This is a genomic window from Limnobacter humi (assembly GCF_024518835.1).
GTDB lineage: Bacteria > Pseudomonadota > Gammaproteobacteria > Burkholderiales > Burkholderiaceae_B > Limnobacter > Limnobacter humi.
In genome coordinates this window covers 1-18,083 of record NZ_JANIGO010000001.1, presented here as the reverse complement: position 1 = coordinate 18,083, position 18,083 = coordinate 1, and the positions used below count along the sequence as shown (strand labels likewise).

Annotated in this window: 19 protein-coding genes and 1 riboswitch; of the genes, 6 read left to right on the top strand and 13 right to left on the bottom strand. The window is 53.7% G+C overall.

The window, feature by feature from the left end; translation table 11 throughout:
* Positions 1–20: 20 nt before the first annotated feature.
* The 4 genes from argF to NQT62_RS00080 all read right to left on the bottom strand — a co-directional run bounded on the left by argF (position 21) and on the right by NQT62_RS00080 (position 5,309).
* Positions 21–929, bottom strand: a complete 909-nt coding sequence (argF, locus tag NQT62_RS00095) for an ornithine carbamoyltransferase (RefSeq protein ID WP_256762443.1) — start codon at positions 927–929, stop codon at positions 21–23.
* Positions 930–1,001: 72 nt separating this feature from the next.
* Positions 1,002–2,183: an aspartate aminotransferase family protein gene (locus NQT62_RS00090; protein WP_370569110.1), complete on the bottom strand. Its 1,182-nt coding sequence runs from the start codon at positions 2,181–2,183 to the stop codon at positions 1,002–1,004.
* A gap of 146 nt (positions 2,184–2,329) precedes the next feature.
* Positions 2,330–3,304 (bottom strand): complex I NDUFA9 subunit family protein, encoded by a 975-nt coding sequence (locus NQT62_RS00085; protein ID WP_256762441.1) that lies wholly within the window; start codon positions 3,302–3,304, stop codon positions 2,330–2,332.
* Positions 3,305–3,353: 49 nt separating this feature from the next.
* Positions 3,354–5,309 carry a lytic transglycosylase domain-containing protein gene (locus tag NQT62_RS00080; RefSeq protein ID WP_256762439.1) on the bottom strand — a complete coding sequence of 652 codons (1,956 nt, stop codon included), beginning with the start codon at positions 5,307–5,309 and terminating at the stop codon, positions 3,354–3,356.
* A gap of 58 nt (positions 5,310–5,367) precedes the next feature.
* Here NQT62_RS00080 and NQT62_RS00075 point away from each other — a divergent pair, with 58 nt between their 5' ends.
* On the top strand, positions 5,368–5,931 hold the full coding sequence (locus tag NQT62_RS00075) for a 5-formyltetrahydrofolate cyclo-ligase (protein WP_256762437.1): 564 nt from the start codon (positions 5,368–5,370) through the stop codon (positions 5,929–5,931).
* A 16-nt stretch (positions 5,932–5,947) separates the two neighbouring features.
* Here the strand turns inward: NQT62_RS00075 and metF are convergent, their stop codons facing one another.
* The 4 genes from metF to metK all read right to left on the bottom strand — a co-directional run bounded on the left by metF (position 5,948) and on the right by metK (position 10,302).
* Positions 5,948–6,766 carry a methylenetetrahydrofolate reductase [NAD(P)H] gene (gene metF / locus NQT62_RS00070; protein WP_256762435.1) on the bottom strand — a complete coding sequence of 273 codons (819 nt, stop codon included), beginning with the start codon at positions 6,764–6,766 and terminating at the stop codon, positions 5,948–5,950.
* A gap of 27 nt (positions 6,767–6,793) precedes the next feature.
* Positions 6,794–7,576: a TlyA family RNA methyltransferase gene (locus NQT62_RS00065; RefSeq protein WP_256762432.1), complete on the bottom strand. Its 783-nt coding sequence runs from the start codon at positions 7,574–7,576 to the stop codon at positions 6,794–6,796.
* Positions 7,577–7,584: 8 nt separating this feature from the next.
* A complete protein-coding gene (gene ahcY, locus NQT62_RS00060) occupies positions 7,585–9,012 on the bottom strand; it encodes an adenosylhomocysteinase (RefSeq protein ID WP_256762430.1) in 1,428 nt (475 codons plus the stop codon).
* 30 nt (positions 9,013–9,042) lie between these two features.
* Positions 9,043–9,120, bottom strand: a riboswitch (S-adenosyl-L-homocysteine riboswitch).
* A gap of 15 nt (positions 9,121–9,135) precedes the next feature.
* Positions 9,136–10,302, bottom strand: coding sequence for a methionine adenosyltransferase (gene metK, locus NQT62_RS00055; RefSeq protein ID WP_256762428.1), 1,167 nt, complete (start codon positions 10,300–10,302; stop codon positions 9,136–9,138).
* A 191-nt stretch (positions 10,303–10,493) separates the two neighbouring features.
* Between metK and NQT62_RS00050 the strand changes: the two genes are divergently transcribed.
* Genes NQT62_RS00050 through NQT62_RS00030 form a run of 5 tightly spaced genes read left to right on the top strand, consistent with a single transcriptional unit; the run spans position 10,494 to position 14,674 of the window.
* A complete protein-coding gene (locus tag NQT62_RS00050; protein ID WP_256762426.1) occupies positions 10,494–11,339 on the top strand; it encodes a lysophospholipid acyltransferase family protein in 846 nt (281 codons plus the stop codon).
* 15 nt (positions 11,340–11,354) lie between these two features.
* Complete coding sequence (locus NQT62_RS00045; protein ID WP_256762424.1) at positions 11,355–12,230, top strand: lysophospholipid acyltransferase family protein; 876 nt, start codon at positions 11,355–11,357, stop codon at positions 12,228–12,230.
* Between the two features lie 34 nt (positions 12,231–12,264).
* Positions 12,265–13,146, top strand: a complete 882-nt coding sequence (gene dapF / locus NQT62_RS00040) for a diaminopimelate epimerase (protein ID WP_256762421.1) — start codon at positions 12,265–12,267, stop codon at positions 13,144–13,146.
* The gene (locus tag NQT62_RS00035) at positions 13,143–13,790 is read left to right on the top strand and encodes a DUF484 family protein (RefSeq protein WP_256762419.1); all 648 of its coding nucleotides are present in this window, start codon (positions 13,143–13,145) and stop codon (positions 13,788–13,790) included. The genes dapF and NQT62_RS00035 overlap by 4 nt, the downstream gene beginning before the upstream one ends.
* Positions 13,751–14,674: a tyrosine recombinase XerC gene (locus NQT62_RS00030; protein WP_256762417.1), complete on the top strand. Its 924-nt coding sequence runs from the start codon at positions 13,751–13,753 to the stop codon at positions 14,672–14,674. The genes NQT62_RS00035 and NQT62_RS00030 overlap by 40 nt, the downstream gene beginning before the upstream one ends.
* A 28-nt stretch (positions 14,675–14,702) precedes the next feature.
* On the opposite strand, the gene NQT62_RS00025 is transcribed toward NQT62_RS00030, so the two are convergent.
* From NQT62_RS00025 to NQT62_RS00005, 5 genes are all read right to left on the bottom strand, one after another.
* Complete coding sequence (locus NQT62_RS00025; protein WP_256762415.1) at positions 14,703–15,377, bottom strand: hypothetical protein; 675 nt, start codon at positions 15,375–15,377, stop codon at positions 14,703–14,705.
* Positions 15,378–15,463: 86 nt separating this feature from the next.
* Entirely contained in the window at positions 15,464–16,543 is a 1,080-nt protein-coding gene (gene earP, locus NQT62_RS00020; protein WP_256762413.1) for an elongation factor P maturation arginine rhamnosyltransferase EarP, read from the bottom strand.
* Positions 16,544–16,590: 47 nt separating this feature from the next.
* Complete coding sequence (gene efp / locus NQT62_RS00015; protein WP_256762411.1) at positions 16,591–17,151, bottom strand: elongation factor P; 561 nt, start codon at positions 17,149–17,151, stop codon at positions 16,591–16,593.
* Positions 17,152–17,232: 81 nt separating this feature from the next.
* Positions 17,233–17,868: a 16S rRNA pseudouridine(516) synthase gene (locus tag NQT62_RS00010; RefSeq protein WP_256762409.1), complete on the bottom strand. Its 636-nt coding sequence runs from the start codon at positions 17,866–17,868 to the stop codon at positions 17,233–17,235.
* Between the two features lie 7 nt (positions 17,869–17,875).
* Positions 17,876–18,083, bottom strand: a 208-nt coding sequence (locus NQT62_RS00005) for a hypothetical protein (RefSeq protein WP_256762407.1), incomplete at its 5' end; no start/stop codon positions are given.

Below are 18,083 nucleotides of genomic sequence, written 5' to 3'. Positions count from 1 at the left end.
TTCAATACGCTGATGGTCGCTCATTTGCGACCCAGCAACAAAAATTCCATCAGGGCTTTTTGGGTGTGCAAGCGGTTTTCAGCTTCATCCCACACCACACTCTGTGGGCCATCGATTACTTCAGCGGCCACTTCCTCTCCCCGGTGGGCTGGCAGGCAGTGCATGAACACGGCTTCTTTGTTGGCGACATTCATCATGTCGGTGTCCACCTGAAAATCTGCAAACGCTTTCATGCGTTCACTGTTTTCCATTTCAAAGCCCATGCTCGTCCAGACATCCGTGGTCACAATATCCGCATTTTTACAGGCCTCCATGGGGTCTGCAAAATAGGCATGGTGAGTTCCTTTGATATTCAGTTTAGGGTCTACCTCGTAACCGGCAGGTGTCGATACATTCACCTGAAAGTCCAGCATTTCCGCCGCTTGTAGCCAGGTGGCGCACACATTGTTTCCGTCACCCACCCATGCCACGGTCTTGCCTTGAATGCTGCCGCGGTGTTCGATGAACGTGTAAATATCGGCAAGGATTTGGCAGGGGTGATATTCATTGGTCAAACCATTGATCACGGGCACCCGGCTATTGGTGGCGAACCGCTCCACGATTTCCTGCTCGTAGGTGCGAATCATGACGATGTCGCACATGCGAGAAATCACTTGCGCGGCGTCTTCAACGGGTTCACCTCGGCCCAGCTGGCTGTCTTTGGTGTTCAGATATATGGCCGACCCGCCAAGCTGATGCATTCCAGCTTCGAAGCTCAAACGTGTTCGGGTAGAGGCCTTCTCGAAAATCATGACCAAAGTACGATCTTGCAGCGGGTAGTAGGGCTCGTAGCGTTTGAACCGGGCTTTGATGTCCCGTGTGCGTTCAATCAGATACTCGAAATCGCTTCGACTCAGGTCACTGAACTGCAAAAAATGTTTGATCGGCATGTTGTTATCATCTCCCGGCTGTGTGCCCTGGGAGGGCACCCTCGGGGTGCCGTCTCAGGTGAGGCGGTTGCCTCAAGCCGCTCCATTCAAAAATGCTTTGATCAACGGCGCCAAGTCCATTGCCAGCATGTTGGCTTCTTCCTGTTTGATCACCAGTGGTGGCAGCAATCGAACCACATTGTCGCGAGTGACGTTGATGATCAATCCTTTGTCACGGGCGATGGCAACCAGTTCAGCGCAAGGTTTCCACAGCTCCACGCCAATCATCAAGCCTCGTCCGCGGATTTCCTTCACGCCTGCCACGCCTGCCAGTTCTCGGGTCAGTACTGCACGAATCAGCGCACCCATCTGCTCGGCATGTTCCAGCAACCCTTCTTCAGCCATGATGTTGAGTGTGGCCAACGCAGCAGCAGAAACCAGCGGGCCGCCACCGAATGTGGTGCCGTGGGTGCCAGGCGTAAAAACACCGGCTGCCGCACCGGCTGCCAGGCATGCTCCGATGGGGACGCCGGATCCCAAACCTTTCGCCAGGGTAATCACGTCGGGTTCAATGCCCGCATGTTGGTAACCAAACCATTTTCCGGTTCGGCCAATACCGCTCTGCACTTCGTCAATCATCAATAGCCAGCCCTTGGCTGTGCATAGCTTGCGAAGTTCCTGCAGGTACTCCGTGTCCGCCACGTTGATACCGCCTTCACCTTGCAGCACTTCCAACAAAACAGCTTGGATGTCGGGGTTGTCTGCACTGGCCTGTTCAATGGCTGCGAAATCTCTGTAAGGCACTCGCACGAATCCACCTGGCAATTCGCCAAATCCAACCTTGGCCTTGGGGCTGTCGGTAGCGGCCAGTGTGGCCAGCGTGCGCCCGTGCCAAGCACGCTCCATCACAATAACCTTTGCATTTTCGATGCCTTTTTTGTATCCGTAGTGGCGGGCCAGCTTGATGGCTGCTTCATTGGCCTCGGCACCTGAATTACAAAAAAACGCTTCCTGCATGCCGGACAGTTCACACAACCGGGTGGCCAACAGTTCTTGCTCAACTACTCGGTACAGGTTGGAGGTGTGGATCAGCTTGGCAGCTTGGTCTGCAATCGCTTTGACCAGCTTGGGGTGGTTGTGCCCAAGCCCGTTGACTGCAATTCCAGCAAGACCATCCAGGTATTTTCGACCATCCGTGGACCACAGCCATGCACCTTCTCCATGCGTGAAGGCAATGGGTTGACGGGCATAGGTTTTCATCAAGTGATCGGTCACGGCAATACTCTCAATCAAATTCGCAAGGCCAGAAAAACAAACGCAGCCGGTCCTTGTGTTTTGGCTGCGTGGTGTAAAGCAGAATTGTACGATAAATCAAGGCTTAAGGGAAAGGAGCAAGCCCTACGTGGCCTTATTCTTCAGCCTCACTCCTCGCGGTGCGCATGCGCCCGAAACTGATCCAACTCAGTGGGCAAATGTCGGGCACGCAAATAATCGGGCGCAATCACCGACAAGGTCTCGTAGCGAGGCAGCGGAAATACCCTGCCAGAGGTTCGTACATTGTCGATTTTCATGGAGTCCACATTGTCCCGACTCATCAGCGGTTCGCCAGGGGCCAATTCCATCATACGGGCTTGCGCTTTGGCCAGAATGTTTGGAATGCCTACAATCCAAGGCTGGCGCCCCACGGCCTTCGCAGACAGCTGCACCAATGCTTTCAACGTGAATATTTCGGGGCCCACCAAATCAAAGGTATTGTGCACGGTGGATTTGTCGTCGTCGTTTATACAGACCATCACAGCCTGGGCCACATCACCAACGGAAACGGGTTGGAAGCGGGCCGTTGCACCCGCTAGCGGAATGAACGGTGCCAGCAGACTCAAACTTGCGAATGTATTCAGGAAGCGATCCCCCCGGCCGAAGACCACGGAAGGACGCAAAATGGTCCACGCCAGGCCGCTGTCCTTGACTGCAGCCTCACCGTCGGTTTTGGAGCGCAAGTACATGGACGGTGCCGGGTTTTGTACCCCCACGCCCAGTGCACTGATGTGAATCAGCCGCTTTACCTTGTGCTGATTCATGGAGGCCGTCAGCGCTTTGGGAAACTCAACATGATTCACCCGAAAATTCTGACCATAGGGTTTGCCGGGTTTGCTGTGCAAAACACCCAGTAAATTGACCACCACATCTTGACCGACCATCAGTCGACCCAAGGCAGCCCGATCGTGAATGTTGGCTGTGATGACCCGACAGGTGGGCAAGGTCAGCAGGTGCTTGGCGTTGTCATGGCGACGGGTAGGCACCGTGATGCGATGTCCGGCTTTGGTTAGCTCATTGCAAACAGCCTGGCCAATAAAACCTGAGCCGCCGATAACCAGCACGTTTTTTGTTGTCGACATGGTGTACGAGAATAGAATGCGTTGTTGAGATGACGGGTTGCAACCAATATCAGTTACTTCCTCGAATGATACCCAGTCTTTGTTTCAGGGATGTCGAGGAATTGTTCAGAACCCATGCATAGGCCACTGTGTTGGACATTACGTTCTTGACATAGTCCCGGGTCTCGTCAAACGGAATCAGCTCGGTGAATATGGCACCTTCGATCACACGGTTTTCTCCGAGTCGACGTTTCCATAACGAAGGCCGGGATGGCCCTGCGTTGTATCCAGCCGAGGCCAGGACCGGGGATTGTCCATGTTGATCAAACACCATTTTCAGGTAGTTGGTCCCCAATGTTAGGTTGGTGTCGATGTCGGAAATATCCGACTTTTTGAAGTCACTTAAACCGATTTTCTTGGCCACATATTGAGCCGTGGCTGGCATAACCTGCATCAACCCGCTGGCCCCAACGCCAGATCTGGCAATGGTCACAAAGCGTGATTCCTGTCGAATCAGTCCGTAAACCCAGGATTCATCAATTCCGACTTCCTGTGTTTTGGCCGTCATGCGATCCCGAAACGGAGTGAGGTACCGCAACGAAACGTCGTGTTCCATTTCGGTTTTGTCTGCAGCGGCAATGGCCCGGTCATACAGCTGATTTTTTTCGGCCCAAGTGGCCGCTGCCAACAGTTCACGGTCATTCATCTGCGCAATCTGTAAATTGAATTCCCAGAAACCTTCTGTTCGCAAGCCGGCATCGTAGAGGGCCAAAGCACGCATCAGCCCTGGATTTTTTTTCGCTTTGTCCAGTTCTGCTGCTGTCAACGCTGCGGGCTTGTTGGGCGCAGACACTGTTGCCCCCAATTCCTCATTGGCCAGCTTGCCGTAAAACGAGAATGTGTTGGCCGCGCGTATCCATTCCTGCCGCGCTTCAACCACTTTTCCGTTGGCGGCCAGTGCCCGGCCTTTCCAATATTGCCATGTGCGGTTGTCCTGCAGGTCTGGGCTCATCTCATTGATGAAGGCCAACACGGTTGGCCAGTCCTCTTGGAGCAGTGCAGAGCGTACCTTCCACTCCTGTTGCTCGGGGCCCAACACATCCGCGCTGCTTCGTTTGAAGTAGTTTTCAGACATGGGGTTCCAGACCAGGCCTGCCCGATAACCGATGTGCCCCCACAACCAGCGCTCTGTTCTGTCCGACAGTTTTCCTTTGAGGTCCGTGTCCAGTAGTCGGGCCGCGGCATCGTAGTCCTCAACCGCTTTCCGGGTGAGCGCAACCCCGATGTACAGATCCGTGCCACGTCCGGTCAGGTTCTTGAGCATTTTGTCCGGGCTGTCAAAAGCCTGGATCAACAATTTACCGTCGAGGTTTCTACCCCAGGCTGTATCGGCCATTTCATCCACAAACTGCTGGGCCGCACCAGGTTGCTTCCCCTCGGCCAAGTGCAGAATATGCTTGTCCAGATCACTGCCATTGATGGCTCCGCGGTCGTATAAATTGCGCAGCAGCATGCGGCAAGTCCGTGGCAGTTTCTTGTCACTGCTCAGCACGGTGTTCAGTTTTGATTGAACCAGTTGCCCTTGCGTACTGGCATACAGCATGTCAGCGCATTCAACGCCTTGGTCGGCCCGGTATTTCAGTTGTGGCCGCTGCTCGGCAAACAATGCCCATTGTCCGCCTCGGGCCAACTGTTGCAGCCATTCACGGCGGAGTTGCTCCGCTGGCCAGCTGCTTGGGTAACGGTTCAGTAGGGGCAGTACATCGTCCGTTTTCCAGATCAATTGTTCATCCGGATTGGCTTTTTCCTGACCTTTTTGAAAAAAGCGAAACTGCCAGATGTCGATGTAGGGTCTGAAGATGTGATTGGCGGGCAATTTGGCTGCCAGGCGTGAAAAATCGGCATACCGTCCATCTGCGTAGGCACTTTTGATTTGACGCATCAACTCGCCCTGGTCCGTTTGATCGTTCAGGGCGGTGGCTTGTGCACGAGTTTCCGTTGGCCAGCCGATCAGGCTGGTCAGCATGACGAGACAGCTTGCGATAAAGTGTCGTTGTAAGAATCGTTTCATCATTCAATCTGTCATGAAAAAAAATCTGCGGCAGTGGGCCTTGGCCCAACGTGCCAACCGAGATGCCGCCGCGGTGCTAGCGCTTGGCCAACAAATACGGGCCTCTCTGTTAACTGTACTCCAATCCCTCGGGCCCTGCACAGTCGGTTTGTACCATCCGTTCAAGGGCGAACCCGATGTGTTGCCAATTGTGCAATCCAAGGCTTTGGAAGCGTATTCATGGGCCTTGCCGGTGTGTATTCGATCACCCGTGGAGGCCAAACTGCAGTTTGCACAATGGCATGCTGATGATCCACTGGAGGTCGGTGAATACGGTATTCCAGTTCCAGTTCACAAACACTGGGTGAAGCCCGCAGTGTTGATCATTCCTTGTCTGGCGTTTCATCGGTCCGGCGCCCGGTTGGGCTACGGCGCTGGATGGTACGACAAAACCCTGCAAACGTATGAAGCACATGGCCATTTGCCATTTTGCATCGGCATCGCTTACAGCGCTTCGGAAGTCGCCGATGATTTCCGCGAACCCCACGACAGACTGTTGGATGCAGTCGTGACGGAGCAAGGAACTCGCATCGGTTGATACCCCGCCAGAGGCCTTACAGGCCCAATCGATCCAGAATGGACAAGGTGGGTTGTGCGTTGTTCATGGTGTAAAAATGCAGGCCGGGTACGCCTTCTCGAATCAGTCGCTCACACAGGCCGGTGACCACGTCCAGGCCAAACGACCGGATGGCGTCACGGTCATCCCCAAACTGCTGAAGGCGGTTGCGCACCCAGCGTGGCAATTCAGCGCCGCAAGCATCGGAAAAACGTGCCAGCTGACTGAAGTTGGTGATGGGCATAATGCCTGGTACCAAGGGAATATCAACCCGGGTCTGGACCTGGTCTCTGAAATACAAAAATGCATCCGCATTAAAAAAATATTGGGTAATGGCTGAGTTGGCCCCGCATTTCACCTTGTGTACAAACGCATCTACATCGGCCATGGCACTTCGGGCTTGCGGATGTGTTTCCGGGTAAGCGGCCACCTCGATGAAGAAATGATTGCCTGTTTCTGCCCGAATGAATTCCACCAATTCACTGGCGTAACGGAAGGAACCTGTTTCGAGCATTCCGGACGGCAAATCTCCTCGCAAAGCAACAATCCGGCGAATGCCGTGGCCTTTGTAGGTGTTCAAGAGATCGCGCACTTTGTCTTTGGATGAGCCAATGCAAGACAGGTGTGGCGCCGCCTCATTGCCGGCAGTTTGTATATCCAACACAGTCGACAGGGTGCCGTCCTGTGTGGTTCCGCCTGCACCAAAAGTGACCGAAAAAAACTCGGGGTTTCGCTCGGCGAGTTGTGCGCGGGTTTGTTTGAGTTTTTCTGTGCCTTCGTCTGTTTTGGCTGGAAAAAATTCGAAGCTGATGTTCATATGATTCGTCACGTCGCAGTCACAGGTTTAATGGGCCGTTTTTAGCGCCCGAACGATGTATTCCTGATTTCCATCCCCACCTTTCAAGGGGCAGGGGAAAAATTCTTTTGTTTCAAAGCCATGGCAGTGGCAGGCTTGTCGTATGGCTTGCTCTAGCTCGGTCAGTAGTCCGTCTTTCCACTTCACCAGGCCCTGTTTTCCAATGTGATCGGGGCCCAATTCAAATTGGGGTTTAACCAACCAGATGTTCTGGCTACCCGGTGGTAAAAATTGTGCAAGGGTCGGCATGATCTTCACCAGCGATATAAAAGACACGTCCGCCACCGACACATCGATCGGAAGAAAATCCGCATGACTTCGTTGCCATTGGGCCAACAGCGGTACAACATCCACTGTTTTCAGGTTCACCCCTTCGACGGCCAACACCCGCGGGTCATTTCTCAAGCGCTCGTGCAATTGCCCATGTCCAACATCCAAGCCGATCACCGAATGAGCACCGTGTTGCAACAAGCAATCTGTAAATCCACCCGTTGATTGACCGAAGTCCATACAGCGCGCTCCGTCAATTCGCATCTGCAAGTGCGCTAGCGCACCTTGCAACTTCAAGCCACCGCGAGACACATACAGCCGACAATCCGATTCAGCCACCACCAGTGTGTCGGTTGCCTCAATGGTCTGAGATGCTTTCCGGACTGGGTGGGGCAAAGCCATCCCCCGTTGAACTTGGACCAAACCTTGTTCTATGAACGACTGGGCCTGCGCACGGGATGTGCACAGGCCCTGTTTCACCAAAGCGAGATCAGCTCGCAACGGATTTCTTAGTAGCGGTAGTGGTCAGGCTTGTAAGGGCCTGTTTGCTTGACGCCGATGTAGGCAGCCTGGTCTTGTGACAGTTCTGTCAGCTGTGCACCAATTTTCTTCAGGTGCAAGCGGGCCACTTTTTCGTCCAGGTGCTTGGGCAGTACATACACGCCAACCGGGTACTTGTCGGTCTGCGTAAACAGCTCAATCTGGGCGATGGTTTGGTTCGCAAAGCTGGATGACATCACAAATGAAGGGTGACCGGTACCGCAACCCAAATTCACCAAACGACCTTCGGCCAGCATGATAATGCGCTTGCCATCAGGGAAAATGATGTGGTCTACCTGTGGTTTGATGTTTTCCCAGGTGTACTGCTTCACGCTCGCGATGTCGATTTCATTGTCGAAGTGACCAATGTTGCAGACGATCGCCTGGTCCTTCATTTTCACCATGTGGTCATGAGTAATGATGTCTTTGTTCCCGGTTGCGGTCACAAAAATATCGGCTTTGTCGCAGGCGTAGTCCATGGTCACGACACGGTAGCCTTCCATGGCCGCTTGCAAGGCACAGATGGGGTCCACTTCGGTAACCCATACTTGCGCTGACAACGCACGCAGGGCTTGTGCGGAGCCTTTACCCACGTCGCCATAGCCTGCCACCACAGCCACTTTGCCGGCAATCATGACGTCGGTGGCCCGTTTGATGCCATCCACCAGCGATTCGCGGCAACCGTACAGGTTGTCAAACTTGGATTTGGTCACCGAATCATTCACGTTGATGGCGGGGAAGGCCAATTCGCCTTTTTTGGCCATGTCGTACAGGCGCTTTACACCCGTGGTGGTCTCTTCAGTGACGCCTTTGATGTGAACAATGCGCTTGGAATACCACTGAGGGTCTTTTTTCAGGGTTTCCTTGATGCTGTTGAACAAGCAGACTTCTTCTTCACTGCCGGGGTTGTTCAACACGCTAAGATCTTTTTCAGCTTTTACACCCAGGTGCAACAACAATGTTGCGTCGCCGCCGTCATCCAGAATCATGTTGGAATAGCCGCCATCGGACCATTCAAAAATCTGGTGGGTGAATTTCCAGTAATCAGCCAGCGACTCCCCTTTGTAGGCAAACACGGGAATGCCTGCAGCAGCAATCGCGGCAGCGGCGTGGTCCTGGGTTGAGTAGATGTTGCAAGACGCCCAGCGGATGTCGGCACCCAAGGCAGCCAGCGTTTCAATCAACACGGCCGTCTGAATGGTCATGTGAAGCGAACCGGTGATTCGAGCCCCTTTCAAGGGCTGGCTGGCCGCGTATTCCTGGCGAATGGCCATCAGGCCGGGCATTTCGGTTTCGGCAATCGCGATTTCTTTGCGGCCGAAGTCGGCTTGGCCCAGATCTGCAACGAAAAAGTCGTTTTCGCCTGAGGCGGTGAGTGGTTTTGCAATGGCGTTCATCACGCCCTCCTTTAAAAAAACAAAAAGAAAGAAGCGTGAGCGCCGTTGTTTATTTTCAGTTCGAGCCTAGCACCCGAAAAAACGGGTGTCGCAACGCTCCTCGAACAATAGCTTTGCAGTTTATCAGATTCCCGCCGCGGCGCGAAGTGCCTCTGCCTTGTCGGTTCGCTCCCAGCTGAACTCGGGCTCTTCACGGCCAAAGTGACCATATGCTGCCGTCTTGGCATAAATTGGACGAAGCAAGTCCAGCATTTGAACAATACCCTTGGGGCGCAGATCGAAATGTTCCCCAATTAACGCTGTGATCTTCTCATCCGAAATTTTGCCAGTGCCGAAGGTATTCACCATCACCGATGTTGGTTTGGCCACGCCAATGGCGTAGCTTACCTGCACCAGACATTTCTCGGCCAGGCCGGCTGCAACCACGTTTTTGGCCACATAACGGCCGGCATAGGCGGCTGAGCGATCGACCTTGGACGGGTCTTTGCCAGAGAAAGCACCGCCACCGTGTGGCGCAGCACCACCATAGGTGTCCACAATGATTTTTCGACCAGTCAGACCGCAATCGCCCTGCGGACCACCAATCACGAATCGGCCCGTGGGGTTCACCAAATACTTGATGTCGCCCTTGATCAGTTCTTTGGGTAGAACAGGTTTGATCACATCCTCAATGACGGCCTCCCGCAATGAACTCAAGGAAATGTCGGGCGAATGCTGGGTGGACAACACCACGGTGTCAATCGCGTAGGGTTTTCCGTCCACATATTTGATAGTGACCTGAGATTTTGCATCTGGACGCAACCAGGGCAAGCGGCCATCTTTGCGCAGCAGGCTCTGGCGATGAACCAGTTGGTGAGACAGGCTGATGGCCAGTGGCATCAATTCGCGGGTTTCATTCACCGCATAACCGAACATCAGGCCTTGGTCGCCGGCACCTTGGTCCAGGTTGTCATCATGCGCTTTGTCTACGCCCTGAGCGATGTCTGGGCTTTGGCGATCATAGCAAACCATGACTGCGCAACTTTTGTAATCAATGCCAAAGTCGCCGTTGTCGTAACCAATTTTCTTAAGGGTTTCGCGGGCTACGTCAATGTAATTGACTTGTGCATGGGTGGTGATTTCACCCGCCATGACCACCAAGCCGGTGTTGGTTAGGGTCTCGGCAGCAACGCGTGCACGGGGGTCCTGGGCCAGAATGGCATCCAGAACAGCATCCGAAATTTGGTCCGCCACTTTATCGGGGTGACCTTCGGATACGGACTCGGATGTGAAATAAAACTCGTTAGACATAAAAAAAGCTCCAAATGAACGGGTGACTCGGCGAAGCCGACCCCTGTTGATTTGAAGCCCGGCGACGCTTTAGCAGTGTTGTTTTAGTTCGCCCCGCAAGTTGTCATTTAACTCAGCGAACTCAGCGAATATACAACAAAATAGAGTATTGGGCAAAAAAATGGTTCATCAGCTCTGGGTACAATCCGTTCATGATCAAACCTCTGTTCAATCTGCTGGCCCGTTTTCCCTTGCCCCTGTTGCATGCCATTGGTGCTGTGTTGGGCTGGGCGGTGTACGGCCTGTCGGCGTCTTATCGGCGAAAAATCCACCAACATGCCGCTATCGCTTTTGGAAGCCATGGGTCGTTGAAATGGAAAGCGGTGCGGGGATCCGTTGCCCAGGCTGGCATGGCCCTGCTTGAGTTGCCGTTTTTGTGGGGACGGAAAACCGATCAAGGCGTGGCGGCTTGCGCCGAAATCACCGGTTGGGATGTTGTGGATAGCGCTCGGGAAAAGGGGCGAGGCATGCTGTTTCTCACGCCCCACATGGGAAGCTTCGAATCGGCCGCCCAAATTTTTTCAACACGGCAAGCCATCACGGTGCTGTATCGCCCCAATCGCAAGCCAGAACTGCAGCAAATCATTGAAACCAGCCGAGCGCGGGATGGTGTGGGTATTGCACCCACCAATTTGTCGGGTGTCAAAATTCTTCTGAAGGCCCTGCGGCGCGGTGAGGCCGTCGGTCTCTTGCCCGATCAAGTGCCCTCCAATGGCGAGGGTGTGTGGGCTCCCATGTTTGGGCAGCCCGCATACACCATGACTTTGCCAGGTCGTTTGGTGAATACAACAGGCGCCAGCGTCATTTTGGCAATCGGTTATCGCAAGCCTTTTGGACAGGGCTTTCGGCTTGACTTGTATCCAGGTCCCGTTCAATTGAGCGAGGACCCTGTTGAGGCAGCAACCCAGGTCAATCAAGCCATGGAAGCGCTTATCCTCAAGCATCCCGAACAATACTATTGGGGCTATGAGCGTTACAAAGCACCCAAAAATACCTGAATTGAGGGTCGCATCGTGACGTCATTGCTCATCAAGTGTTGGTTTGGTTTGGCCAACTTGCCTTACCTGTTCTATCGAATGCTCTCCAGCACAATTGCCATAGTGTTGACACTGTTGTTGATGGCTGTTGCCCGTGAAAGGCGTCAAGTCACTTTGACCAATCTGCGCCTCTGTTTCCCCGAAGCGGGACCATTTCAGCGCTGGGGTTGGTGCGCTGCCCACATGTATTTTTATCTCCGTACGTTTTTGGACCGCGGGTGGTTGTGGCAAGGCAATGCCAACACGGTGCGTCGCCGTGTTCGCTTGGTCAATCCCGAAGCACTACGGGTGTTGGCCGGTGGGCAAAATACCATTTTCCTTGCACCCCATTTTTTGGGACTGGACGCTGCCTGGAGTCGGCTCTGTCTGGAAGTTGACATGGTCACCATGTATTCCAACCAGAAAAACCCAGTCTTGAACGACCTCATTCTCAAAGGGCGTTCCCAACTGGGCCAACCGCTCCTGTTGTCCCGTCAGCAAGGCATTCGCCCCTTGATTGCCGCGATGAAGCAGGGAAGGCCGCTGTATTACCTCCCAGACATGGATTTTGGTGAGCGCGACTCCGTATTCGTCGATTTTTTCGGCAACAAAGCCGCCACTGTGACGGCGGTCGCCCGCTTGGCCAAAATGATGAAAGCCCAGGTTATACCCGTGTTGACCCGTTACAGGCAGGGGCGTTATGAGGTGACGATTGGCGAACCCTTGGCCAATTTTCCACTTGACGATGAGACTGCATCCACGCAGGCCATGAATCACCACATTGAACGGTGGGTTCGCGACAACATCACGCAATACCTTTGGCTTCATAAGCGCTTCAAGACCCGCCCCCCCGGTGAGTCCAGAATATACTGAGTGCTTACACCTTCGTTCCCTCGGAATTTTGCAAATGCCCTCTCGGACCATACTGCGATTCACAAAAATGCATGGCGCTGGCAACGACTTTGTCGTGCTGGACAACCGGGACGGATCGTTGAACCTTCAGCCGGAGTTGATCAAGCGATTGTCGGATCGCCACTTTGGCGTTGGCGCTGATCAGGTCTTGGTCGTTGAAACGGCCCAGTCCGCTGGCAACGACTTTCGATACCGTATCTTTAACGCCGATGGCCATGAGGTTCAGCAATGTGGCAATGGCGCTCGCTGTTTCGCCCAGTACGTGACGGACAAAGGCCTGACTGACAAAAACAGCATTCGGGTTGAAACCATACCTGGCGTGATCGAGCCTCAAATCATTCGACACAATTGGGTGAAGGTCAACATGGGGCCAGCCAGCTTCGAGCCTGCCGCTTTGCCGTTTGTTGCCGATGGTTTGTCCATGCGGAAGTTCGGCGGGCTAGTGCAATACAAATTACCCGTGGATGCTGGGCTTGTTGAGCAAGACCTCTGGGTTTCTGTGGTGTCCATGGGCAATCCCCATGTGGTTATTTTGCTGGATCAGCCAGCATCCGATGACCTGGTGCAATCTCTGGGGAGCACGCTGGAGAGCCATCCTCGGTTTCCTGAGCGGGTCAACGTCGGATTCCTCTGTGTGGTGGATCGAAGCCGGGCGCACCTCCGGGTGTATGAGCGCGGCGTCGGCGAGACGCTGGCTTGTGGCACTGGCGCGTGCGCTGCCGCAGTGGCCGGCATGAAAATGGGACTCCTGTCCGATCAGGTCGACATCGTCAAAGCCGGTGGTACGCTGACCATTCAATGGTCGGGAAATCCAGACAGTGATGTACTCATGACGGGCCCCGCACAAACCGTTTTCGAAGGAGAGTTTTATCTATGAGCGAAGAAGCTCAAAAAGTTGTGGATTTTCTCAAAGCAAATCCAGAGTTCCTCATCCGTAACCCAGGTGTGTTGGCCTTTGTGCGTTTGCCAGAGCAAACCTCGGGCAATGTTGCTTCGCTGCAGGATCGGCAATTGCAAACCATGCGCGAAAAGGTCAAGGCCCTTGAGCACCGCATCGCCGACATGAGCAATGCGGCTGTCGAAAACCAGGCCATCATCAACAAGTTGCAGGCGGTATCGCGAACGCTGCTGACCATCAAGGATGTTGCGACTTTACCCCTGGTTCTCACCGAGCAAATCAAACAGCAGTTTCAGGTTCCCATGGTTCGACTGTCCCTGTGGTTGGACTCCGCGGATGCCCAATCGACCGATCGGAATCTCTTTAGCCAAATGAAGGGTCTGTATTGCGGCTTTGCCGACCATGCCCCGTCCTTAGCAGTCTTCGAAGGCGAGGAAATTCACCCCCGTTCCGTGGTGCTCATGCCCATCCGCGTCGGTGCCAGCCCGGATGCTTTTGGAGTGCTTGGTTTGGGCTCCCCAGACAAAGATCGATTTGCGCCCACTCTTGAAACCGATTTTCTCAATACCTTGGCTGAAATCGCATGCGCAGCCCTCAGTCGCCTGCAAGCCCCCAGCCACTAGTTCAGGCTTACCTGAATTATTTGGCCTTCGAGCGCAGATACAGCGCCAACACCTGTGCTGCGGTGGCGCGAGACCTGGGCTTGCTGGGTGAAAACCCAGCGGCTCTCAATGAGCCTGGCTTGAAGAGCCTGCTCGCGCGGCGACATGCCGATGGCCTTTCGCCCCGGTCGTTGGCCAGGATGGCCAGTAGCTGGCGCGGGTTTTATGGTTTTCTGGTTCGCGAAGGGCATTTGCAGAATAGCCCCGCCGAAACTTTAAAAACGCCCAGGTCTGGCAAAGCGTTGCCCAAAGCGCTGTCTGTTGATCAGGTCATGGCCTTGTTGGAGGGGGGGGGGGCCACTGATTTTCAGGCTTGCCAGTCCCGTGTTTTGATTGAGTTGCTGTACGGCACCGGGCTGCGCATTAGCGAAGCCCTCTCATTGCAAACGCCGGGTGCCCATGTATCCGCCATGTCCAGCTTGGATTTGAATGCGGCCCAGTTGCGTGTGTTGGGCAAGGGTTCAAAAACTCGCGTTGTTCCGCTGATCGAGAGTCTTCGGAACACACTGCTTCAATTCCTTGAGTGTCGGCAGCGCCATTTAACCGAATTGAACATGCCAGATTCGGCTGCACTTTTTTTGTCATCCAAAGGCCAACCGTTGACCGTCCGAATGGCGCAGCACGCCATATCCAAATACGCGCGGCAGAAAGGATTGAGCCAACACCTGCATCCGCACATGCTTCGCCATTCCTTCGGAAGTCATGTCCTGCAAGGTTCACAGAACCTTCGCGGGGTCCAGGAATTGCTGGGCCATGCATCCATTGCCTCGACCCAGGTTTACACAGCGCTTGATTTTGCCCACCTCTCCGCGGTTTACGACAAGGCGTTTCCCCGGGCGAAGTAAGGTTTGCGGGTGTCGAATTGGCCGCCGTTTACAGGGCGGCGATGCTGACATCATTGAGCAACCTGCTGGCCGCTTGCCCCATGGATTCAGCAGCGTGGCGTGTTACATCCATGCTTTTCAATGCCTTGAGGTAAGCCCCGGTGCTGTGAGTGGGGTCATTGTCAGCAAATCTCTCTCGGCTGTTGATCATGGCCTCCACCACAGGCTCAGCGTTGGGGCCAGCAAATTCCCGCGCATAAATCAGCGCCACCGCGTCGGCGAATAGCTCTTGTTTGAATACTGATTCGTGGGAACCAGAAAGTTGAGCGGAGCCAGACAAGGCTTGATGCTGAGGGTCCTGTACGGTGAATTGCGTCACAAACTGACGGCTTTCCCGCATGCAATGGCCCACCTCATGCGCTGCTGAAGCGGCAATGATCTCTTGCCAATTTGGTTTGTTGTCCGCATTCAGAAAGCGTCCCCATTGCGCCCATGCATCTGGATTGGGGTTGATGACGATGACACATCGGCCGCTGGTGTAGGAGATGGCGCCCAGCGGGGTAGGATCCTTTCGGTTACTGACGACCACACTCGGTTTGACCGACAGGCTTGAGTCGAGTTGTTGCACCACCTCATTCACGATGGACTGCACCTGAGTCATCGGGAGTTCGTCCAAGTCGATGGCGCCAAATCCAAGTCCCAGCGATAGTAGAAAAGACAGCATGGTGAACATCCAAGTGATCATCTTGGTGTTCAGTGTCAGCGGTCTGGGGGTTAATCAGTGGGTGGAATAAGTTACTGATTAATTGGCTATTGTTGGTTTGTAGGGGCTTGGGATTCCACCCATGTCAGAACTTCCTTTACAAGCTCTGGTCCATTCAGCAGGTGTTGTTGCCAGTGTTGAGAATGCGTGCACAATACAGGCCAATGTTCTTCCATGTGTGACCACAGCAAGGGCCAAATGTCGACCGGTTCTGCGCCATTCCAGCATCGCCACAGTTGCCACCACCAATCACGGGTCGTCTGTGGCAAGCCTTTGGCGTAGAGGTTGAAAAATTCAGCCAATTTTTCAAGGTGTACCTGATCATCGGTCGGGTAAATCTGCCAAATCATCGGGCGCCCGGCCAGTTGCGCCCGCACAAAGCTGTCTTCACCGCGAACGAATAGCAAATCATGCTTCAATAACAGTGCATCAAACGCCGATTGCGGAACAAATTCTTGCATCTGAACCCGAGTCCTCAGCGCTGGATCTTGAGGGGCTCGACCAGACACCACAATCGCTTGTTCTTGCGTGGCGTGATTAATCAAACGGTCCAGGGGGGCATGAGGGTAAGCGAATACAAAGATGCGATGACAGCGGACTGCTGGGGGGCTCCAGAGTGACTGTGCAAAGTCGCCATGAACGATGCCACCGGTTTGTGCTGTGAAGCCTGGGTAAAAATAAGTGCTGCGGTGACCCGTGCTAGGTTCAACGGAGGACCGTAGGTGAAAATCCTCTATCCACGACTCTGCGGACAGGTAATCAATCAACAGCCAGGGTGTTTTGGGAAATCTTGTTTTTAAGGTGTTATCAAAACGAGTCTGAGTCTGATGACTGGATGTCCCGAACGGTTCCAAAATCAAATCCGGTTCACTGTTTGACTCGGCCCCGTTTGTCGGCCATTGCCAAGAGGACCGAGCATCAATCAACAACAACGATGAGCACTCTGCTGTTGGGTACAACAACGCGAGGGTCGCTGGTGCGTCGTGCAGCATCACCACGGAGTGTCCCAGCGTGGCAAGCCGCCGGGACAGACGCAGGCAAAAACCGGCATCGCCCAAGTTGTCGATGACTTTGCACACAACAACAATCGTCAGGTGGCGCATGGTGGGGCCTGTTGGTGGAATCATGAAAAAGGGCCCACTCGGGGCCCTTTCCATCCGCGTTCTGAATCTATTTACTTAACCCGGTTACGGTATTCATTGGTGCGGGTATCGATTTCAATCTTGTCACCAATTTCAACAAAAGCCGGCACTTGAATTTCGTAGCCAGTTGGTTTGATACGAGCCGCTTTCATGATTTTGCCAGAGGTGTCGCCACGAACGGCAGGCTCCGTGTACTCCACTTCTCGAATCAGGCTGGTGGGCAATTCAACGGACAGGGCTTTGCCGTCATAAAACACCACTTCGCAAGGCATCCCGTCTTCAATGTAGTTCAGTGCGTCGCCAAGGTTTTCGGCTTCCACTTCATACTGGTTGTAATCACCGTCCATGAATACATACATGGGATCCGCAAAATAAGAGTAGGTCACTTCTTTGCGATCCAGAACCAGCAGCTCAAACTTTTCGTCGGCTTTCACCACGTTTTCCATGCCAGCGCCGGTCAACAGGTTTTTCATTTTCATCTTGACCACTGCGGCGTTGCGGCCAGACTTGTTGTATTCAGTCTTCAATACAACCATGGGGTCTTTGCCGACCATCACCACGTTGCCAGTGCGAATTTCTTGAGCGATTTTCATGGGAACCGAGTCTTGGGTAAATTGGAAGCCACGTATTGTACTCGAAGTGTTTGGCGACACAACCCACTTTTTCCAATCAAATCAGGCGTTCGGCTCAAATTCAATCCATTCGCCAGGTGCCAGGTCCGCCGGTAATTGATATGGCCCCACGCTTTCCCGGTGCAAACCGGTCACGTGATTACCCACGGCGGCCAGCATCCGTTTTACCTGGTGGTACTTGCCTGTGGTGATGCCCATGCGCAATCGGCCATCTGCCAGACGCTCAGCCTTGCTGGCACTGACCCACTCTGTGTCGAACTCCTCCTGCAGTTCAACGCCAGCCAGCAGGCGGTCAATTTGTTCATCTTGGATGGGCATGTCCAGCGTCATGACATAAATCTTCTCCACCTCCTTCTTGATCCCTTGTTTGCCACTGATGACTTTGTGGATGAATTGGCCGTCGTCCGAGAACAGCAGCAGCCCCGTGGTGTCAACATCGAGGCGGCCGGCTGCCTGCACTCCCCGGTTGATGTAATGCGCTGGCAGCAATTCAAATACGGATTTGTGTCGTGACGGCTTGTGCGAGGTCTCATACCCGGCGGGTTTGTTCATCAGCAGGTATTTAAATTGGCTGATTTGATAGGAATGGCCGTCGATGGTGAGCTCGTCACCCCATTGAATCCGGTCCTCATCGGGGTGGAAGGTTTTGGTATTCAGAAAAATCTCGGAAGACCACAAAATTTTTTCACAAAATTTTCGATTTCCAAGTCCTTGAGACTGAAGAATTTTTACGTTTGGGTGGACTTTCATGAAGGGCTTTTGATACTTTTTTTCCGAAAAGTGTTTGACAGGTGAGAAAGAGGTGTGCATAATCTCGTTTCTCTGCTGCACGACACGCAGCGCGAAACGAAGCAAGCAAGCGGTTTTCGAAGCGATTTGAAGATTGTAGCGTG